Genomic DNA, 17,179 nt, shown 5'->3' with positions numbered 1-17,179 from the left:
CATCCGTCTTCATCACCGCTGCTCCGGCACGGGGTGAAAGCGTTGAACGGTCTGGGTTGGCGCGACACGTGTGCAAATTTGCATATTCGGTTTGAATTTTTGCAGGTTGCCCGTTCAGCAAAGCACTGTCTACTATCCAAAGGGCTACCAACAAAGAAACAGCGGTCAGATAACAATAAAAGCGCACCGTACCGGGGAGCTTGCCCACCGACGCAGGAACTCCCGAACACACAACACAGAGCCCGCAGATGGCCCGTTGTGCACTCTCAAAAAACCGACGCTACGCCAATAAACGACACGACAACCAGAAGTTTGATATCGAAGAACAACGCATCCGGCTCACAAGGCAGGACGCGCACTGTTACCAGAGGCAAGGCAGATTATTGGGACTATTCCGTCACCCGGTCAGAACGGCACGGCCATCGTGTTGCGCTGAGGGGGCAGAACGTATTCACGATCTCACAAGCCAGGGGCAAACAAGGCGAAAGCGCTGAGGAAGCACCCTTTAGTGGCACTAAATGAGTAGTGGCACTAAATGAGCATTCCGAAGGGCTGTTCAACGCCGTTTGGCCAACGCGCAGCGGATCGTGAACAGGTTCCCAGTCATGCCTGCTCCTTATAACCAGTGCTTCGATACACACCGGCCCCGCCCGGTGTCAGGCGTATCACGACCGTCGGGTGTTCACACCCTTCAATCACAGTGATGAGTTCATACCTGCATCGGGTATGACGCAGTAAGTCAGTGCAACCTTGAACCATAACAATAAATACGGAAGGAGTACGAACATGAAATACAGTGCGATCCGCTATGGCTTTCCTCTCGCCGCAGGCCTGAGTCTGGCAGTAGCGGCTACGGTCGTGCAGGCCGATGGACCCAAGTCCATGGATGTCGCCAGTACCTTCGCCACCACCAACTTCCTCGGTGCCGGGGCCAAGCATCTGGCCGAGCAGATCGACATTACCACCGGCGGTGCGGTGAAGCTGCGCGTGCACGAACCCGGTGATCTGGTACCACCGTTTGAAGTGTTCAACTCGGTCTCATCCGGTGCGGTCGATGCCGGCTGGGACTGGATCGGTTACTGGGCAGGCACGGTGCCGGTCACCAACCTCTACGGTGCGCTGCCTTTTGGCCCCACGCCGGATGCCTTTATGTCGTGGATGTGGGCAGGCGACGGCACCAAGCTGCTGCAGTCCGCCTATGACCAGTACAACGTTCATGTGCTGCCCTGCTTTATTTCCCCGCAGGAAACCGGTGGCTGGTACAACAAGGAAATCAACAGCGTGGAAGACTTCAAGGGTCTGCGCATGCGTATTTCCGGGCTGGGTGCCAAGGTGCTGAGCAAACTGGGTGCCTCCACCCAGCTGATCCCCGGCAATGAGATCTATCTGGCGCTGGAGCGTGGCCGTATCGACGCCACCGAGTTCTCCATCCCGCAGGTGGATCAGGCCATGGGCTTCAACGAGATCGCCAAGTATTACTACTTCCCCGGCTGGCACCAGTCGGCCAGCTGGTTCTCCTTTATCGTCAACAAGGATGTCTGGGACAAATACAGCGACGAGCGCAAAGCCCAGATGGAAACCGCCTGCCGCTCTACCCTGCAGTGGTCCATGGCCGGTGCCGCCGAGAAACAGGTACAGATCATCGATGAGCTGAAAGCCAAGGGCGTGGAAGTTCGCCGCTTCCCCGATCCGGTGCTGAAGGCACTGCGCTCCACCTGGGATGAGGTGCGCGCCGAGGAAGAGAAAGCCAATCCTCGCTTCAAGGAAGCCTACGAGTCGCTGATGAAGTACGTCGACCTCAACGACCAGTGGTACAAGCTGCAGGAGTTGCCACGTGACTGAACCAACCTGGCGCTCCAGTAGCGCCAGGGCATTAACTGCCCTGGCGCGGCCGCTGATGGCTTCGGGAGAGTGGGTTGGCAAGGTTTCCAGCTGGCTGGTAATCGGCGTGGCACTGCTGGTACTGACCACGGTGCTGCTCAATGCGCTGGGAATCAACGAAGTTGCCCGGTGGCAGGACAAAGTCCTGCTGCTGGGCGATGCCATCACCATCAACAGCGTGACCGAAATGCAGTGGCATCTGTTCGGTCTGCTGACTCTGCTGGGCGGCACCTATGCTCTGCACCATGACACCCATGTGCGGGTGGATCTGGTCTATCACGGCCTGAGTCAGCGCAACCGTGCCATCATCGACGTGCTCGGTCACCTGATCTTCCTGCTGCCTTTCTGTGTACTGATTGCCTGGTTGTCACGGCATTTCGTCGAGATGTCGTTTGTCTCCCATGAGCAGTCCAACTACGGCGGCCTGACCGACCGCTGGATCATCAAGGCAGCACTGCCGCTGGGCTTGCTGTTCCTCGCCGTCAACGCGCTGGGGCAGGTGCTGGAAAATATCGCCTTTTTGCTCGATCCCACGCAGTTCCCGGATCGTCTGGAGAAAGCTCATGCTGGATGAGTATGGTCTGCCCATCCTGATGGTGGTTGCCCTGCTGGTCACCCTGTTCACCGGCTACCCGGTGGCCTTCCTGCTCGGCGGTCTGGGCATCGTCTTTGCCTTTATCGGGGGCATCAATCTGGCCTTTCTCGGCACCGTATCGTCGCGCATCTTCGGCGGGGTGATCGAGAACTGGCTGATGATCGCTATCCCGCTGTTTGTGTTCATGGGGCTGATGCTGGAAAAGTCCGGCGTCGCGCGCAATCTGCTGCTGACCCTGCAACGGCTGTTTGGCCGGGTGCACGGCGGGCTGGCAATTTCGGTGGCGCTGCTGGGTATCGTCATGGCAGCCAGTACCGGCATCATCGGCGCGTCGGTGGTCATGCTCGGTCTGCTGGCACTGCCGGTGATGCTCAAGCAGAACTACAAGCCGGAAGTGGCCTGCGGCATCATTGCCGCCTCGGGCACCCTCGGCATTCTGATTCCACCGTCGATCATGCTGGTGCTGATGGGGTCGATCATGCAGATTTCGGTCGGTGCGCTGTTCAAGGCTGCACTGGTACCGGGGCTGTTGCTGGGCGCCCTGTACGTGCTGTATCTGACCATCATCGGCAAGTTGCGGCCCGACTGGGCACCGCTACCGGATGAAAACGCCGAAGATGTCGATACCACCCCGCTGGCGGCGGCACTGGCCCGCGATCTGCTCGGCCCGGTGATCCTGATCGCTGCCGTGCTGGGCTCCATCATGGCCGGGATTGCCACACCGACCGAGGCCGCTGCCATCGGTGCCGCAGGCTCGATGCTGCTGGCCCTGTTTGCCCGCACCCTCAACCTTGGCACCCTGCGCGATGTGATGCGCGACACCTCCCGCACCAGCGCCATGATTCTGTTTGTGGTGGTCGGCGCCACCTGCTTCAGCGTGGTGTTCAAACGCCTCGGTGGCGACATCATGATCGAAGAAATGATCACTGGTACCGGCCTCGGCCCTTATGGTCTGTTGCTGCTGGTGATGGGGCTGATCTTCTTCCTCGGTTTCTTCCTCGAATGGATCGAAATCAGCTTTGTGGTGCTACCGCTGCTGGTGCCGGTGATTGCCAAGCTGGACTTCGGGCTGGGGCTGTCCAGTCAGGCCATTCTGGTGTGGTTCGCGGTGCTGGTGGCGGTCAATCTGCAGACCAGCTTCCTCACCCCGCCGTTTGGTTATGCGCTGTTCTACCTCAAGGGCATTACCCACGGTGAAATCAGCATCGGCATGATCTACCGCTCGATCATTCCCTTCGTGCTGCTGCAGGTGCTGGGGCTGATTCTGTGCATCCTGTTCCCGTCACTGGTGCTGTGGCTACCGGGTATGACCGGCAGCGGTTAGCAACCGCCTGACGCCAACCTGCCAGCGCCCGCCTTCTGCGGGCGCTGTGCGTTGCCCTGCCCGATCAGGCAGGTGGTCTCAGCCGTTCACTATGGTAGGATGCCCCCACTTCAAGGTGCCGATGGATCAGCGCCGGTGCCACATTACTGCTACAAGGAACGTACGATGAGCAATCCCCATTCCTGCCCTACTCCCAATGGACTCGCGGTCACCAGTAATCCCGCCGGTCAGCCCTACCTTGACGAACTTACTCCCATCGCCGAATACATGGCCAGAGAGATCAGCACTAACCTGCGCTCTCGTGATGTGCAGGCGATGAAACACCTTAACCATTCCGCTGACTACTTTCTCAATCATGCGCAAGAGCTGAAATCATGGGGCTTGGGCGAGTTGCTGGACTGGGGCAAAGACAAGGCCAAAGGGCTAACTGCCCGAGAGGCGGCCATGATGATCTGGACCATGAAGGTGGCACAGGACAGCAGCTGGGATCATAAGCCGGTGATACGCCATTGTTTTCATCCAAGGGACCCTCAACATCAGGAGTACCACGCTTGGAAAGACCGACGCTATTTCTACGATATCTGGTCCAACATTCACTACGGTTTTATTGGCGCAGCAGCCGGTTTTACACCATCTCAACTACTTGATGGTGCTGGCCTTGAGCAGATAGGTAGTGACTTATTCAGGTTGCACATGCCAGGGAGGAAAGGAAGTACAGGAAGGCTCAGAGATTTCGATGATCATGACGACCGTACGGCAATTCAGCTAGGTATTGATCTTTATCGAAAAAGCCCTGGCGGCCCTACAGCAACAACGCTAGTCACCAGTATCATCAATAGCTCACTGACGTACCGCACATGAAATATTTATTAGGCGTATTAGCTACTCTACTCATATCACTATGGTGGTACTACTTGCCGCCGGGGCCTGTGTGCTATGTCGAGATTGAGTTTCTTGCTCCTGAGGAAACGGCGCCTTTGTCATCTGTTGCAATTATGTCTGGAGCTGATAAGTCATCACTTGGCAGTATTCGGCCCGGAGACACTCAGACCACTCGCATCTATCCTGAGGACGCTTCAGACAACGAGGTTGTTCTGTTTATTCATCGTTATCCGACTTCGACTGAAAACAATAGCTGGAGTGGTCAGCGACACTACCCACCCGGCACAGCCTTCCGCACCCATATCCAGATTGATCAGAATGGCAAAGTGATTGCCGAGAAGTCGTGCAAGCTACCCTGCTCATTTGACTGAATCTGACGACTACTAAATGGGTATCTGCGAATAGATACCCATTTCTTTTCCTCAGGACTAAAACGAACGCCACCAGCACTTCACAATGGCTCACTGAAGTACCGCACATGAAATATCTGATTGGAATTGGCGCTGCTCTTCTTGCCTCACTTTGGTGGTATCACTTTCCTTCCGGGCCGACCAGCTATGTTGAAATAGAGTTTGTTGCTCCTGCTGGGGCATCACCCATCAATGAGGTTTCAGTAACATCAGGGGGGGACCGGCGTAAGTTGGTCGATTTGGCCCCTGGAGAAACCAAAAGCACTCGTATTTTTCCTGCGGATGCCTCAGACAATGAGGTATCTGTATTTGTTTACCTAACCCCTGACACAGAGCAGGCTATCGGTTGGGGAGGCCAACGCTACTACCCACCCGGCACAGCCTTCCGCACCCATATCCAAATTGATCAGAATGGCAAAGTGATTGCCGAGAAGTCGTGCAAGCTACCCTGCTCATTTGAGTGAATCTGACGACTACTACTAAATGGGTATCTGCGAATGGATACCCATTGCTTTCCCTCAGGACGAAAACAACCGCAACCCGTATTTTCTCTGTTGCTCCTGCCAGCACGCCGTCAGCCAATGGGGTTTCGGTGACGTCAGAAGGAGATCAGCGCCGCCCTGACCTCATCGACCAGCGGTTCCAGCGCCAACGGCAGGCGGGTATCGACATGGATGACCTTGCCCAGCGCCACAGGCCGGTCATATTCCGCCAGCATGGCGTCGGTCAGCTCGGCAAGAGGATGGGCGCCGTGCTGCCGACCGCTTGCCGACCGCTGACTGAAGCGCCGCAGGGTTTCCTCCCGGCCACACTCGCAGTGCACCTCCACCACCGTCGCCGCAAGGCTCAGTAACTGACACCGTTCGTAGTCGCTGTTTACCGAGAATAGCCCAACCCTATCCGGCCATCGGCTACCCGCCATGCACCGGCACCATTATCACCGCTCAGGCAAAGTGTGCTTTTACCTCCGCCACCGCCTGTTGCCAGGCGGCCTGACGCAGCTGCGGATCAGGCATGGCAGTGCTTTCTACATAGAAGAACTGCACCTGATGCAGGCCGATAACTTCCAGCACCGCCTTGAGATAAGGCGTCATAAAATCCGGTTGACGGCCACCGCACAGCCGCCCGCCAGTGGAAATGGCCACATACACCGGGCGGTCGCTGAGCGTGCCGACCTTCCCTTCTGCCGTCGCCACAAAGGTGTGGCGAATACGCACTACGTGATCAATCCAGGCCTTGAGCGCAGACGGCACCGTGAAGTTGTGCATCGGCGCGGCCAGTATCAGCGCATCAGCGGCACGCAGCTGGCTGATCAGCTGATCCGACAAGGGCAGCGAGCCATCGGCCTCCGCCGGGTCCTCACCACCGCGCAGGGCTGCCGAGTAGGGGGCGTCGGGATGAGGCAGACTGTCGGCGTGCAGGTCATCGATCACCACCGCGGAATCGCCCTGCTGACTAAGCCAGTGATCAACAATCAGCTGTGACAGCTGGTAGCTCGCAGCTTCCGTGCCGCGGGCACTGCTATGGACACGAAGAATATTCATACTGATGTATCTCCCAACACTTTGCTGAAACGGATAGCCCCGGTAAGCAACCCCTGACGAAAATAAAAACGCTGAGCCAGCGCGTTGCTGAGACCGGTATCCAACACCAGCTTTTCGCAACGCTCGAAGCGGGCAATGTCCTCCAGCTCCTGCAGCAGTCTGGCGCCCCACTGACCGCCGCGGCAGCGCCCGGTCACCACCAGATCATCGACATACAGGAAGCGGCCGTAGATCAGATTCTCCTGCAGCCGGTAACCGGCCAGGGCGATGATCTCGCCATGCTGCCAGACGGCCAGCAGCTGATAGTGCTGCTGACGCTGGCGTTGCAGGCGCGCCAGATAGTCTTCCTCACTGTGCAGCATTGGCCGTAACTCCTGCATGACGGAGAAGCTGGCACGCCATTCCGACTCGGCATTGAGATGACGCAGCAGATAGTCAGCAGGGGCGGGCTCCTCCGCCAGTGCAGCGGAATCGGGGGCGATATTGGGGTGCAGGCTCATGCTCGGCTCTCCTCTGAACGGCATAACGGGCGCAGGTGATGCAGTGTTTCCGCCACCGTCCTTGTGTGGTGGCTGATGTGGACTATGCTAGTTCGCCGGTGACATAGCAGAAGTACCATAAAACCTGTTTTGGACTGGGCCATGAACAATAACCATCCCCCCGCAGGCACCCCCACAGAGACCCTGATCAGTCTGTCGAGCAGCGACTCGCGGCCACTTTACCGGCAGGTCTACGAACGTATCCGTGATGCCATCAGCGACGGCACCCTAAAGCCCGGTGACCGCATTCCGTCGGCCCGCGCACTGGCCAAAGAACAGGGTGTGGCACGTGGCACCATTGAGGAAGCCTATGGCCTGCTCAATGCCGAGGGTTATATCCAGTCACGCGGGCAGGCAGGCACCTTTATTGCTCAGGTACTCAAACCCGCCGCTGTCAGCACGCCCGCCACGCCTCCGGCCACCCAGCTATTCAGCGAAGACAACTGGTCGCGTCCACCGGAGATCATGCCGTTCCAGCTCGGCGTACCGGCGCTGGATGCCTTCCCGCGGAAAATCTGGGCGCGGCTGGGTGCGCGCTATCTGCGCTCCATTCAGCCCATGGAGCTGGTCTACCCCGCCGCCGAAGGGCTGCAAAGCCTGCGCACCGCGCTGGCCGCCTACCTGCAGGTGGCACGCGGCATCCAGTGCACCGCCGCCAATATTTTCATCACCAGCGGCTACATCAACAGCCTGCAGCTGGTGCTGCAAACCCTGCTCAGTGCGGGCGATCAGGTGTGGGTGGAAAACCCCGGTTATCCCCCCTCGCGGGGCGTACTGCGAAGCACCGGGCTGCAGATCGCGCCAGTGGCAGTAGATGAGGAAGGGTTGAATGTAGCGCAGGGTCTGCAACAGGCCGCTCACGCCCGCGCCGCCATCGTGACGCCAGCCCACCACAGCCCGCTCAGCGTGTCGCTGTCACTGGCCCGGCGTCTGCAGTTGCTGGACTGGGCCAGCACCCGGCAAAGCTGGATCATCGAGGATGATTACGATGGCGAATACCGCTATGTCAGTAGGCCATTACCGGCTCTGAAAAGCCTGGATCGTGATGGCCGGGTGCTCTACCTCGGCACCTTCAGCAAGGTGCTGTTCCCGGCATTGCGACTGGCTTATGTGGTAGTGCCGGAGGCGCTGACCGACGCCTTCCGCCGCAACTGTCAGATCTTCGCCGGCCACGCGCCGATGATGACGCAGAGCATCGTCAGCAGCTTTATGGAGGAAGGCCATTTCGCCCGCCATATCCAGCGCATGCGCAGGCTGTACAGCGAACGCCGCAGCCATACCCTGCAAGGCCTGCAACAGGCACTGGGTGAACGGGTGAACTTTATTCCGCAGCCGGGAGGGATGCATTTGCTGGCACGCATTCCGGGCTGCAATGACCGTGAGCTGGCCCAGCGTATGCGTGAACAGAGTCTCAGCGCCCAGCCTCTGTCGACCTTCAGGGTGGAGGGGCAGGTCAGTGATACCCTGCTGCTGAGCTTTACCAATATCAGCTCGGCGCAGCAGGCGGAAACCTATGGCAGGCGCCTGCTGGCGCTGCTGTAAACCGGACCAGCAAAGGCAGGAAACGCGGTGATCGTAGTGGTGCGATAGCAGCCCTGTTCAACGGCCATCACACCGGGTTAAGAACGCGCCTGTATCGTTACACCAGACCTGCCTTATCCAGCCCATAGGCCGCATCCGCTGACCCCGGCACCGCCTTGAAGCCAATGCTGATACGGTTCCAGCCGTTGATGATGGCGATCAGGAAGGTAATGGCAGACAGCTCTTCTTCTGACAGCTGCTCACGCACGATGGCATAGGTGGCATCATCGACACCGTGCTCCGGCAGTCTGGTCAGCACTTCCGTCCACAGCAGGGCGGCACGCTCACGGGCACTGAACAGTGCCGACTCACGCCAGATGGCAATATGGTGCACACGCAGCTCACGCTCGCCGTGAATCTTGGCTTCCTTGACGTGCATATCGAGACAGAATCCGCAGCCGTTCAGCTGTGAGGCACGGATGGTGATCAGGTCGCCCAGCTGCTGAATGGCAGGATGCTGTTTGACCGCGTTGTTGGCATCCAGAAATTTCTTGAACAGTTCCGGGGTTGCCTGAATGTAATCGATGCGCTGGCTCATGATGTTACTCGCTCTGACTGAAGGGGTAAGTGTTCAGGTCTGGCCACTGGCCTTGCCTGCTGTTGCGCCCATCATCCGCCGAGATGGCTCAGTGCTTAAGGACCAAGAATAGCCTTCCGCACTGGGCCATATTATCGGAAGTACATCTCACTCTGCCGGGCGTCGGCCATACCTCTCTTCGGCCATTACTTTTCAGCTGTCTGATACGGGTCAGCTGTCTGATACAGTTCAGCGGCTTGATATGGCTCTATCTGCTGGCGCAGGCGCTGCAGGGCCGTAATAAAGAAATCGATAAAGGCGTTGATGCGCAGTGAGCCACGCTGGTTGGGCAGATAGAGCGCCGACACCTGCGAGCGGGCATTGTTGGGATTGACCTCATAGTCGGCAAACAGCCGCTGCAGGCGCCCTGCCGCCACATCGGCACTGACCAGCCAGTCTGAAATCAGCACGATACCGGCATCAGCCAGCACTGCCGCCCGCAGTATCTCGGCATTGTTGCTGCGATAACTGCCATTGACGGCAATGCGCTGCTCTTCCTGCTGGCGACGGAAGGTCCACACCTGACGCAGGTCGCGGCTGTTGGCATTCACGTAGTTGAAACGCAGGCAACGGTGATCCAGCAGATCGGCCGGTTGCCTCGGCTCACCGTGGGCAGCCAGATAAGCGGGGCTGGCCACCACCCAGCGCTGATAGCCACTGATAGTGCGGCTGACAACGCCGTCCATGGGCGCCGGGGCGCCCAGCCGGATGGCCAGATCAATGCTGTCGCCGAGCAGATCGCTGATGCTGTCGGAGACGGTAATATCCAGCTCCAGCCGCGGATAACGCCGGATAAATTCGCCCAGATGGGGAGCAATCACATCGCGGCCAAGAGTGGTCGGCAGTGACACCCGCAACGGCCCGGACGGCTCGCTGCCACTGTCACGCACCTGCTCATCCGCATCGGCCAGCTCATCGAGAATGCGCCGGGCCTGCTGGTAATACACCTCACCGGCTTCGGTGACCGTCACCTGACGGGTGGAGCGATTGAGCAGCACCGTGCCCAGATCCTGCTCCAGCGCGCTGACCATGCGGGTCACCGACGAGGTGGCCAGGTCCAGCCGGCGTGCCGCAGCGGAAAAGCCTCCGGCCTCCACCGTCGCCAGAAACATCTTCAATGCCAGTAACTTGTCCATGCGCAGGCCACCTGTCTGGGTTCAGGAATGTGCCTGCCGACCATGCCAGCAAAACGCCAGCAGAGCCAGTGCCGGCACCGCGGTGCCCACCATGGCTACGGTGTGCCAGCCACCACTGTGATAGAGAGTGGCCGCAAATACCGAGCCGAGCGCCCCGCCAACAAAGATGCTGGTCATGTAGATGGCGTTGAGACGGGCACGGCTTTTCGGGTCCAGAGCGTAGATGGCACGCTGGCCAAGGACCATGTTCATCTGCACCGCGAAGTCGAGCAGCACGCCCGTGATCGCCAGCGCCACCACCGATACACCGAAGGGCAGCAGCCCGACCACCATGGACAGCACCGCCAGCACCAGTGCCAGCGTCGTAGCCTTGCCGGTATGCCCGGCATCGGCCAGTCGTCCGGCAATGGGAGCTGAGGCGGCACCTACCGCACCAATCAGGGCAAACACGGCGATGGCGCTCTGGCTCAGGCCGTGGCTCTGTGCCAGCTCCAGCGGCACCGCCGTCCAGAACAGGCTGAAGGTGGCAAACATCAGCCCCTGATACAGCGAGCGCTGACGCAGGATCGGCTGACTGCGCAGCAGCACTGCCAGCGAACCCAGCAGCTGACCATAGCTGGAGCGATGGGCCGGTTCATGACGCGGCAGGGTGGTGGCCATGACCACGATAATCAGCACCATCAGAGCGGTGGCGGTGAAGTACACCGTGCGCCAGCCGAAGTGATCAGCAATCAGGCTGGACACCGGGCGGGCCAGCAGAATGCCCAGCAGCAGCCCGCTCATGATATTGCCGACGATACGCCCGCGGCTCTGCTCTGGCGCCATATGGGCAGCCATCGGGATCAGCATCTGCACGGCCACCGAACTGATACCGACCAGCAGGGAAATCGCCAGAAACCACTGCGGCTGTGACGTCATCGCCGCCGCCAGCAGGCTGAGGGAAGACACCACGGCGGTGCTGATCATCAGCTTGCGGTTTTCGATCAGGTCACCCAGCGGCACCAGTAACAGCAAGCCCAGGGCATAGCCGATCTGGGTCAGCGAGACGATCAGACTGGCCGCATCAGCCGACAGCCCCACCGACGGAGCGATCAGAGCGATGATGGGCTGGGAGTAATAGAGGTTGGCGACGATGGCGCCGCAGCAGAAGGCAAACAGCCATACCAGCCCCTGGGTCAGGGGGGCATGCGGGGTATCAGCTGGCGCTGTCAGGGTAGAAGACGTATTGCTCATGGTCTTTCCTTTGCGGGTGATGCCGGCTCCTGCGGGCGAAGGGAATAAAACCCTGCGGAAACCGGCACCGAGCGGTGTTCATTAACTACGTTCTTGCAGGTGTGTTGCTTACAGCGTGGGGTAATCGATATACCCCTGCGCACCACCGCCAAAGTACAGACTGGCATCGCCACTGTTCAGGGCCGCACCAAGGCGGAAGCGCAACGGTAAATCCGGGTTACTGATAAAGGGCCGGCCAAAGGCGATGATATCTGCCCGCCCCTCGGCCAGAGCCTTCTCTGCACTGGCCTGATCATAGCCACCGGCCAGCATCAGCACGCCCCGATAGAGGGTGCGCATTTTCAGGATGATGTAATCCCAGGCCGGGTCCTGCTGCGGGTCTTTCTCCACCCCCACCATGGCCGGTTCGACCAGATGCAGATACGCCAGACCACGCTCATTCAGCTGTTCAGCGATATAGCCAAAGGTGGTCAGGGGCGCACGGTCACCCATGCCCATAAAGCGTCCCATCGGCGTCAGACGCACCCCGACCCGCGCTGCACCGATCTCCGCAGCAATGGCATCCACCACTTCCAGCAACAGCCGGCTGCGGTTGGCCACGCTGCCGCCATACTGATCATCACGCAGGTTGGAACTGGAATTGATGAACTGATCCAGCAAATAACCATTACCGGCGTGAATCTCAACCCCATCCATACCGGCATCGATGGCATTTCGTGCAGCCTGACGATAATCCTTGATGATGGATTCGATCCCCGCCAGCGTCAGCGCCTGCGGCACCGGCACCTCGCCCCAGGTGCCCCGGCCCTCCTCATCGAGGATAAAGGTCTTGCCCGGTGCGGCCTGAGCACTGGGTGCAACCGGCAGCGCTCCCTGCGGCTGAAACATCGGATGGGATACCCGTCCGACATGCCACAGCTGCAGGAAGATGCGCCCGCCCTGCTCATGCACTGCCGCCGCCACCTGACGCCAGCCTTCCACCTGCTCGGCACTGTGGATACCCGGCGTCCAGGCATAGCCCTGCCCCTGCTGGGAAATCTGCGTCGCCTCGGTGATGATCAGCGCGGCACTGGCACGCTGGCGGTAATACTCAACATTAAGGGCCGTCGGCACATTGCCGGGCTGTCCGGCACGGGAACGGGTCAGGGGCGCCATGGCAATGCGATGCGGCAAAGGCAGAGCACCAAGCGTGATGGGGTCAAACAGCAGTGAATTCATCTTCTTTCTCCACAACAGGTGAGGCCGGAGCGGACAGCGTGCTGTCCTGGCTTGTGGATAAAGTACGGAGACAGCGCCGCTGGCAGAATCCGCCTGCGGCACAATTGAGCTTTGCGCAAAACGCAAAAGCCAGGATTGGCGTGGCCTGCAGTTGTGGTTTAGCGGGGATCAGTGGGGTAGCGCAGCGTTGACGGTGAGGTCAGCCGGGCAGCTCGGCCAGCTCCTGCCGGGTAACACCGTCATCCGGCGCACGTTGCAGCCTTTCGCCATGCAGTGGATTAGCAACGATGACAGCCTGACCACTGCGCTACAGCCCTTGCCGCTGATTCTGTTTGAGGCACCCTGCCTGTTGCGGCAACGGGCACTGGCCGCACTGGATCAGGCCGGTATTCCCTGGCGTATTGTCATGACCAGCCATAGTCTGGCGGGCATCTGGGCAGCGGTGCAGGCCGGTCTTGGGGTGACGGTCCGCACCCTCGCAGGTATGCCCTCCGGTCTGCAGTTGCTGGGCAAGGCACAGGGGTTGCCGGATTTACCGCAGCTGGAGCTGGTGCTGCACCGGCTGGAGGCCACGCCCAGTATGGCCGTGCAGTGCTTGCAACGCTGCTTGCTGGAAAGCCTTGAGAATCAGCCGCTTTCCCTTCACCGCTGACATCTGTATACACAGAGGCAGGGTCTGCTCCCCTGCTCCCCTGCTGGTTGTGCCGACGTAAAGCATGAGCGCTTTTCATGCTTTCCCCTCAATAACAGCCTTTATGAGTCACCATCAGGCATCACCATGAGCCTTCATCATGAGCCCTTATCATGAACAAACCTCACGAACATCATGAGGCAATACCAGTTTTACTCATGTTGGCTTCCTAGTATAAATAACCCTATGTCGTTCCACTCCAGACAAAAGCACAGTCCTGTCAGGTTACATCGTGGTAAAGGACGCCATCGGACTGCGGCACGTACTGACTGGGAAAATCAGAAATAAAAAGCAATCCCAGCATGAGCAAGGACCACGTTCAGAATTAATTTTAGGAAACTGGATAGCAAAGCATCATGAGCACGGATTTTACCTTCAGCATCAAGAGCATTAATTTCGATGAGAATTATCATCCCTCGGACAATACGCGGATAACGACCAATTTCGCGAATCTGGCCAGAGGCAGCAGCCGTCAGGAGAACCTGCGCAACGCATTAAGGATGATCAACAATCGCTTTAATGCGCTGGCGAACTGGGATAATCCCACCGGTGATCGCTATTCCGTGGAACTGGAAATAGTGTCGGTTGATATGAATATCGACAAGGAAGGTAATAGCCAGACTTTCCCGACTATTGAAGTACTGAAAACCAATATTATTGATCACACCACCAACAAGCGTATTGAAGGCATTGTGGGCAATAACTTTTCTTCCTATGTTCGCGATTATGATTTCAGCGTACTGCTGCTGGATCACAACAAGAACCAGCCCAAATTCAGTATTCCTGACAACTTTGGCGACCTGCACGGCAAACTCTTCAAGAGCTTTGTCAGTTCGGCCATTTATAAGCAGCACTTTAACAAGCCGCCTGTTATTTGCCTCAGTGTGTCAGATAATAAAATCTATCATCGCAGTGAAAACCAGCATCCTGTATTGGGCTTTGAATATCATCCCAATGAATCCTCACTGACCGAACAGTATTTCCGGAAAATGGGATTGCAGGTGCGTTATTTCATGCCGCCTAATAGTGCTGCACCGCTGGCCTTCTATTTCTTTGGTGATCTGCTGAACGATTACACCAATCTTGAGCTGATCAGCACTATCAGCACGATGGAGACTTTCCAGAAGATTTACCGGCCTGAAATCTACAATGCCAATTCTTCTGCCGGGCAGCGTTATCAGCCTAATCTGAAGAATTCGGATCACTCATTAACCCAGATTGTTTATGACCGGGAAGAACGCAGCAAACTGGCTGTTGAGCAGGGCAAATTTACTGAAGAGTATTTCATCAAGCCTTACCGCGCCCTACTTGAGCAATGGTCTGCCAATTACGTTCTTTGATCACCTGTAAGCACAGAGTCATTCATAATGAAAAAATTATTACCCACCTCTACCGCAGGCAGCCTGCCGAAACCCTCCTGGCTGGCGCAGCCGGAAACCCTGTGGTCTCCCTGGAAACTGCAGGATGAGGAGCTGGTTGACGGCAAGCAGGACGCACTGCGTTTGTCGCTGCAGGAACAGCAACAGGCTGGCATCGATATCGTCAGTGATGGCGAGCAGACACGTCAGCACTTTGTCACCACCTTTATCGAGCACCTCGACGGGGTTGATTTCGAGAAGCGCGAAACCGTCAGAATTCGCAATCGCTACGATGCCAGCGTGCCGACCGTGTTTGGTCCGGTCAGTCGCCAGAAGTCCGTTTTTGTCGAAGATGCCAGGTTTTTGCGTCAGCAAACCCAACAGCCGATCAAATGGGCCCTGCCCGGCCCGATGACCATGATCGACACGCTGTATGATGCGCACTATAAGAGCCGCGAAAAGCTGGCGTGGGAGTTCGCCAAGATCCTCAACCAGGAAGCCAGAGAGCTGGAAGCCGCCGGTGTGGATATCATCCAGTTTGATGAACCTGCCTTTAACGTGTTCTTTGATGAGGTGAATGACTGGGGTATTGCCACCCTGGAGCGCGCCATTGAAGGGCTGAAGTGTGAGACTGCCATCCATATCTGCTATGGCTACGGCATCAAGGCCAACACCGACTGGAAAAAGACGCTGGGTTCAGAGTGGCGGCAATACGAAGAGATCTTCCCCAAGCTGCAAAAATCCAACATCGATATTATCTCGCTGGAATGCCAGAACTCCCGCGTCCCCATGGAGCTGCTGGAGCTGATTCGCGGCAAGAAAGTGATGGTAGGCGCCATTGACGTGGCCTCCAACACCATCGAAACGCCCGAGGAAGTCGCCAATACCCTGCGTAAGGCACTGCAGTATGTCGATGCCGACAAGCTATGCCCCTGTACTAACTGTGGTATGGCACCGTTGTCGCGTCGGGTGGCCAACGCCAAGCTGAACGCCCTGAGCGCCGGTGCAGATATCGTCCGCAGGGAACTGCTCGGCTAATTTCAATCGGAATAATCAGTTTCAACGGGTTATCGGTTTCATTGTCAGATCGATAACCCGAACATATGCTTTATTCTGCTTCACTCTCTCGGGGAATATGACGACTGTAACCTCGGCAAGCTACCATTCCATATTGCTCAGATAAGTCAGCAGTATATAAAACTCCATTTTCAGCTTTAGCCAATACAGCATGAATATAAAACTGCTCTTCAGGCGCAACAAAATCAAAAAACAAATCGGAATTAAACCCTTCCTCTGTCTCAAGATTAGCCACAGACTCCTCAATATAAATTTGTTCAGCCTTTACATCCAATACCGAATTCGTTTCATCACGGACGATCACTCCCTTTACTCCCTCTAGCATGGGTGTATCTTTACAAGGGTGAAATAAAAAATTAAAGCGATCATCGACCATGATTTCCATCTTAAGATTACTGCCTTCTTCGCTATCATATGCTAATAAACGCAGAAACCTAATGTACTGCTCAGCGTAAAAAATATCTTGAAACAGCAATCCAACCTTTTTTCTATCCCCATTGCTTGCAATCAGTGCTTTTACTCCGCCTAACTGATGCTCAAAAGCAACAATCCCCCCAGCGCTTATATTCTTTTCACAGCGAACAAAGATCAGTGCCATCAGCAAGCCAATCAGTGTACCTAATAACAAACTGAGGAACTGCTCAACGCCCAGAAGTATCAGGATTACAATGCACAATCCAATCATGATGAACTTTGAGACCGAATCATAATGCTTAGGCAGATAAACAACAGGAAGGCCATTCTGAAAAAACAGCCCATAATTTCTTCTTTCTTCCATTGAGTTAATTTCCACTTCCATATTTCGAGACGAGATAAGTAAAAATCCGATACTAACAGCGCGCCCATGGTAGGCGAAAATGCTCAATAGCAAAAATATTTAATTCATATACCTGAGCGATACCACTGCCCATGAGGACTCCAAACGGCTTTGTTGCACAAATCGGAGCGGGTTCCCCTGCAGTAGAATGAAGGCATGAACAAGCCTGCCTCCCCGAAGTACAAGACAACGAACTGGAAGTCCTACAACGCCGCGCTCAAAGCGCGTGGGTCATTGATGATCTGGCTGGACCGGGACATGACCTGGCATGGGACGCCACGAGGCCAGCGTGGACGTACACAGCTCTTCAGCGATG

At 57.1% G+C, this 17,179-nt stretch carries 19 protein-coding genes; 11 read left to right on the top strand and 8 right to left on the bottom strand.

Features of this window, described 5'->3' with window-relative positions; genetic code table 11:
- The first annotated feature begins 786 nt into the window (after positions 1-786).
- The 6 genes from WH50_RS20330 (at position 787) to WH50_RS20305 (ending at position 5,556) form a co-directional block, all read left to right on the top strand.
- Positions 787-1,842: a TRAP transporter substrate-binding protein gene (locus tag WH50_RS20330; RefSeq protein ID WP_110189097.1), complete on the top strand. Its 1,056-nt coding sequence runs from the start codon at positions 787-789 to the stop codon at positions 1,840-1,842.
- Entirely contained in the window at positions 1,835-2,455 is a 621-nt protein-coding gene (locus tag WH50_RS20325; RefSeq protein ID WP_243410192.1) for a TRAP transporter small permease subunit, read from the top strand. The genes WH50_RS20330 and WH50_RS20325 overlap by 8 nt, the downstream gene beginning before the upstream one ends.
- Positions 2,445-3,800, top strand: coding sequence for a TRAP transporter large permease (locus WH50_RS20320; RefSeq protein WP_110189096.1), 1,356 nt, complete (start codon positions 2,445-2,447; stop codon positions 3,798-3,800). Before WH50_RS20325 ends, WH50_RS20320 begins: the two co-directional genes overlap by 11 nt.
- Positions 3,801-3,965: 165 nt before the next feature.
- Positions 3,966-4,661, top strand: coding sequence for a polymorphic toxin type 44 domain-containing protein (locus tag WH50_RS20315; protein ID WP_165838498.1), 696 nt, complete (start codon positions 3,966-3,968; stop codon positions 4,659-4,661).
- Positions 4,658-5,053 carry a hypothetical protein gene (locus WH50_RS20310; protein WP_133251385.1) on the top strand — a complete coding sequence of 132 codons (396 nt, stop codon included), beginning with the start codon at positions 4,658-4,660 and terminating at the stop codon, positions 5,051-5,053. The genes WH50_RS20315 and WH50_RS20310 overlap by 4 nt, the downstream gene beginning before the upstream one ends.
- A gap of 107 nt (positions 5,054-5,160) precedes the next feature.
- Positions 5,161-5,556: a hypothetical protein gene (locus WH50_RS20305; protein WP_110189093.1), complete on the top strand. Its 396-nt coding sequence runs from the start codon at positions 5,161-5,163 to the stop codon at positions 5,554-5,556.
- Between the two features lie 134 nt (positions 5,557-5,690).
- Here WH50_RS20305 and WH50_RS20300 read toward each other — a convergent pair whose 3' ends face one another.
- From WH50_RS20300 to WH50_RS20290, 3 genes are read right to left on the bottom strand one after another with little or no spacing between them, the layout of a single operon-like run.
- Positions 5,691-6,014: a hypothetical protein gene (locus WH50_RS20300; protein ID WP_133251384.1), complete on the bottom strand. Its 324-nt coding sequence runs from the start codon at positions 6,012-6,014 to the stop codon at positions 5,691-5,693.
- Positions 6,015-6,036: 22 nt separating this feature from the next.
- Positions 6,037-6,636 (bottom strand): FMN-dependent NADH-azoreductase, encoded by a 600-nt coding sequence (locus WH50_RS20295; protein WP_110189091.1) that lies wholly within the window; start codon positions 6,634-6,636, stop codon positions 6,037-6,039.
- Positions 6,633-7,136 carry a GNAT family N-acetyltransferase gene (locus tag WH50_RS20290; RefSeq protein ID WP_110189090.1) on the bottom strand — a complete coding sequence of 168 codons (504 nt, stop codon included), beginning with the start codon at positions 7,134-7,136 and terminating at the stop codon, positions 6,633-6,635. The genes WH50_RS20295 and WH50_RS20290 overlap by 4 nt, the downstream gene beginning before the upstream one ends.
- A 141-nt stretch (positions 7,137-7,277) precedes the next feature.
- On the opposite strand from WH50_RS20290, the gene pdxR reads away from it, so the two are divergent.
- The gene (pdxR, locus tag WH50_RS20285; RefSeq protein ID WP_110189089.1) at positions 7,278-8,717 is read left to right on the top strand and encodes a MocR-like pyridoxine biosynthesis transcription factor PdxR; all 1,440 of its coding nucleotides are present in this window, start codon (positions 7,278-7,280) and stop codon (positions 8,715-8,717) included.
- A gap of 97 nt (positions 8,718-8,814) precedes the next feature.
- Here the strand turns inward: pdxR and WH50_RS20280 are convergent, their stop codons facing one another.
- From WH50_RS20280 to WH50_RS20265, 4 genes are all read right to left on the bottom strand, one after another.
- Positions 8,815-9,294, bottom strand: coding sequence for a carboxymuconolactone decarboxylase family protein (locus tag WH50_RS20280; protein ID WP_104154600.1), 480 nt, complete (start codon positions 9,292-9,294; stop codon positions 8,815-8,817).
- A 185-nt stretch (positions 9,295-9,479) separates the two neighbouring features.
- The gene (locus tag WH50_RS20275; RefSeq protein WP_110189088.1) at positions 9,480-10,469 is read right to left on the bottom strand and encodes a LysR family transcriptional regulator; all 990 of its coding nucleotides are present in this window, start codon (positions 10,467-10,469) and stop codon (positions 9,480-9,482) included.
- 21 nt (positions 10,470-10,490) lie between these two features.
- Positions 10,491-11,702: an MFS transporter gene (locus WH50_RS20270; RefSeq protein WP_110189087.1), complete on the bottom strand. Its 1,212-nt coding sequence runs from the start codon at positions 11,700-11,702 to the stop codon at positions 10,491-10,493.
- Positions 11,703-11,810: 108 nt separating this feature from the next.
- Positions 11,811-12,920: an alkene reductase gene (locus WH50_RS20265; RefSeq protein ID WP_110189086.1), complete on the bottom strand. Its 1,110-nt coding sequence runs from the start codon at positions 12,918-12,920 to the stop codon at positions 11,811-11,813.
- 193 nt (positions 12,921-13,113) lie between these two features.
- On the opposite strand from WH50_RS20265, the gene WH50_RS20260 reads away from it, so the two are divergent.
- From WH50_RS20260 to WH50_RS20250, 3 genes are all read left to right on the top strand, one after another.
- Complete coding sequence (locus WH50_RS20260) at positions 13,114-13,572, top strand: LysR substrate-binding domain-containing protein (protein ID WP_243410196.1); 459 nt, start codon at positions 13,114-13,116, stop codon at positions 13,570-13,572.
- A gap of 395 nt (positions 13,573-13,967) precedes the next feature.
- Positions 13,968-14,951, top strand: a complete 984-nt coding sequence (locus WH50_RS20255) for a DUF1852 domain-containing protein (protein ID WP_110189085.1) — start codon at positions 13,968-13,970, stop codon at positions 14,949-14,951.
- Positions 14,952-14,978: 27 nt separating this feature from the next.
- On the top strand, positions 14,979-16,007 hold the full coding sequence (locus tag WH50_RS20250) for a methionine synthase (protein ID WP_110189084.1): 1,029 nt from the start codon (positions 14,979-14,981) through the stop codon (positions 16,005-16,007).
- A gap of 70 nt (positions 16,008-16,077) precedes the next feature.
- On the opposite strand, the gene WH50_RS20245 is transcribed toward WH50_RS20250, so the two are convergent.
- Positions 16,078-16,824, bottom strand: coding sequence for a hypothetical protein (locus WH50_RS20245; RefSeq protein WP_110189083.1), 747 nt, complete (start codon positions 16,822-16,824; stop codon positions 16,078-16,080).
- 195 nt (positions 16,825-17,019) lie between these two features.
- Between WH50_RS20245 and WH50_RS20240 the strand changes: the two genes are divergently transcribed.
- The coding region (locus tag WH50_RS20240) for a transposase (RefSeq protein ID WP_207780410.1) at positions 17,020-17,179 on the top strand (160 nt) is incomplete at its 3' end.

Origin of the sequence: Pokkaliibacter plantistimulans (assembly GCF_003194385.1) — a bacterium.
GTDB lineage: Bacteria > Pseudomonadota > Gammaproteobacteria > Pseudomonadales > Balneatricaceae > Pokkaliibacter > Pokkaliibacter plantistimulans.
The sequence above is the reverse complement of the archived record's forward strand: the minus strand, read 5'-3'. Positions and strand labels throughout refer to the sequence as shown.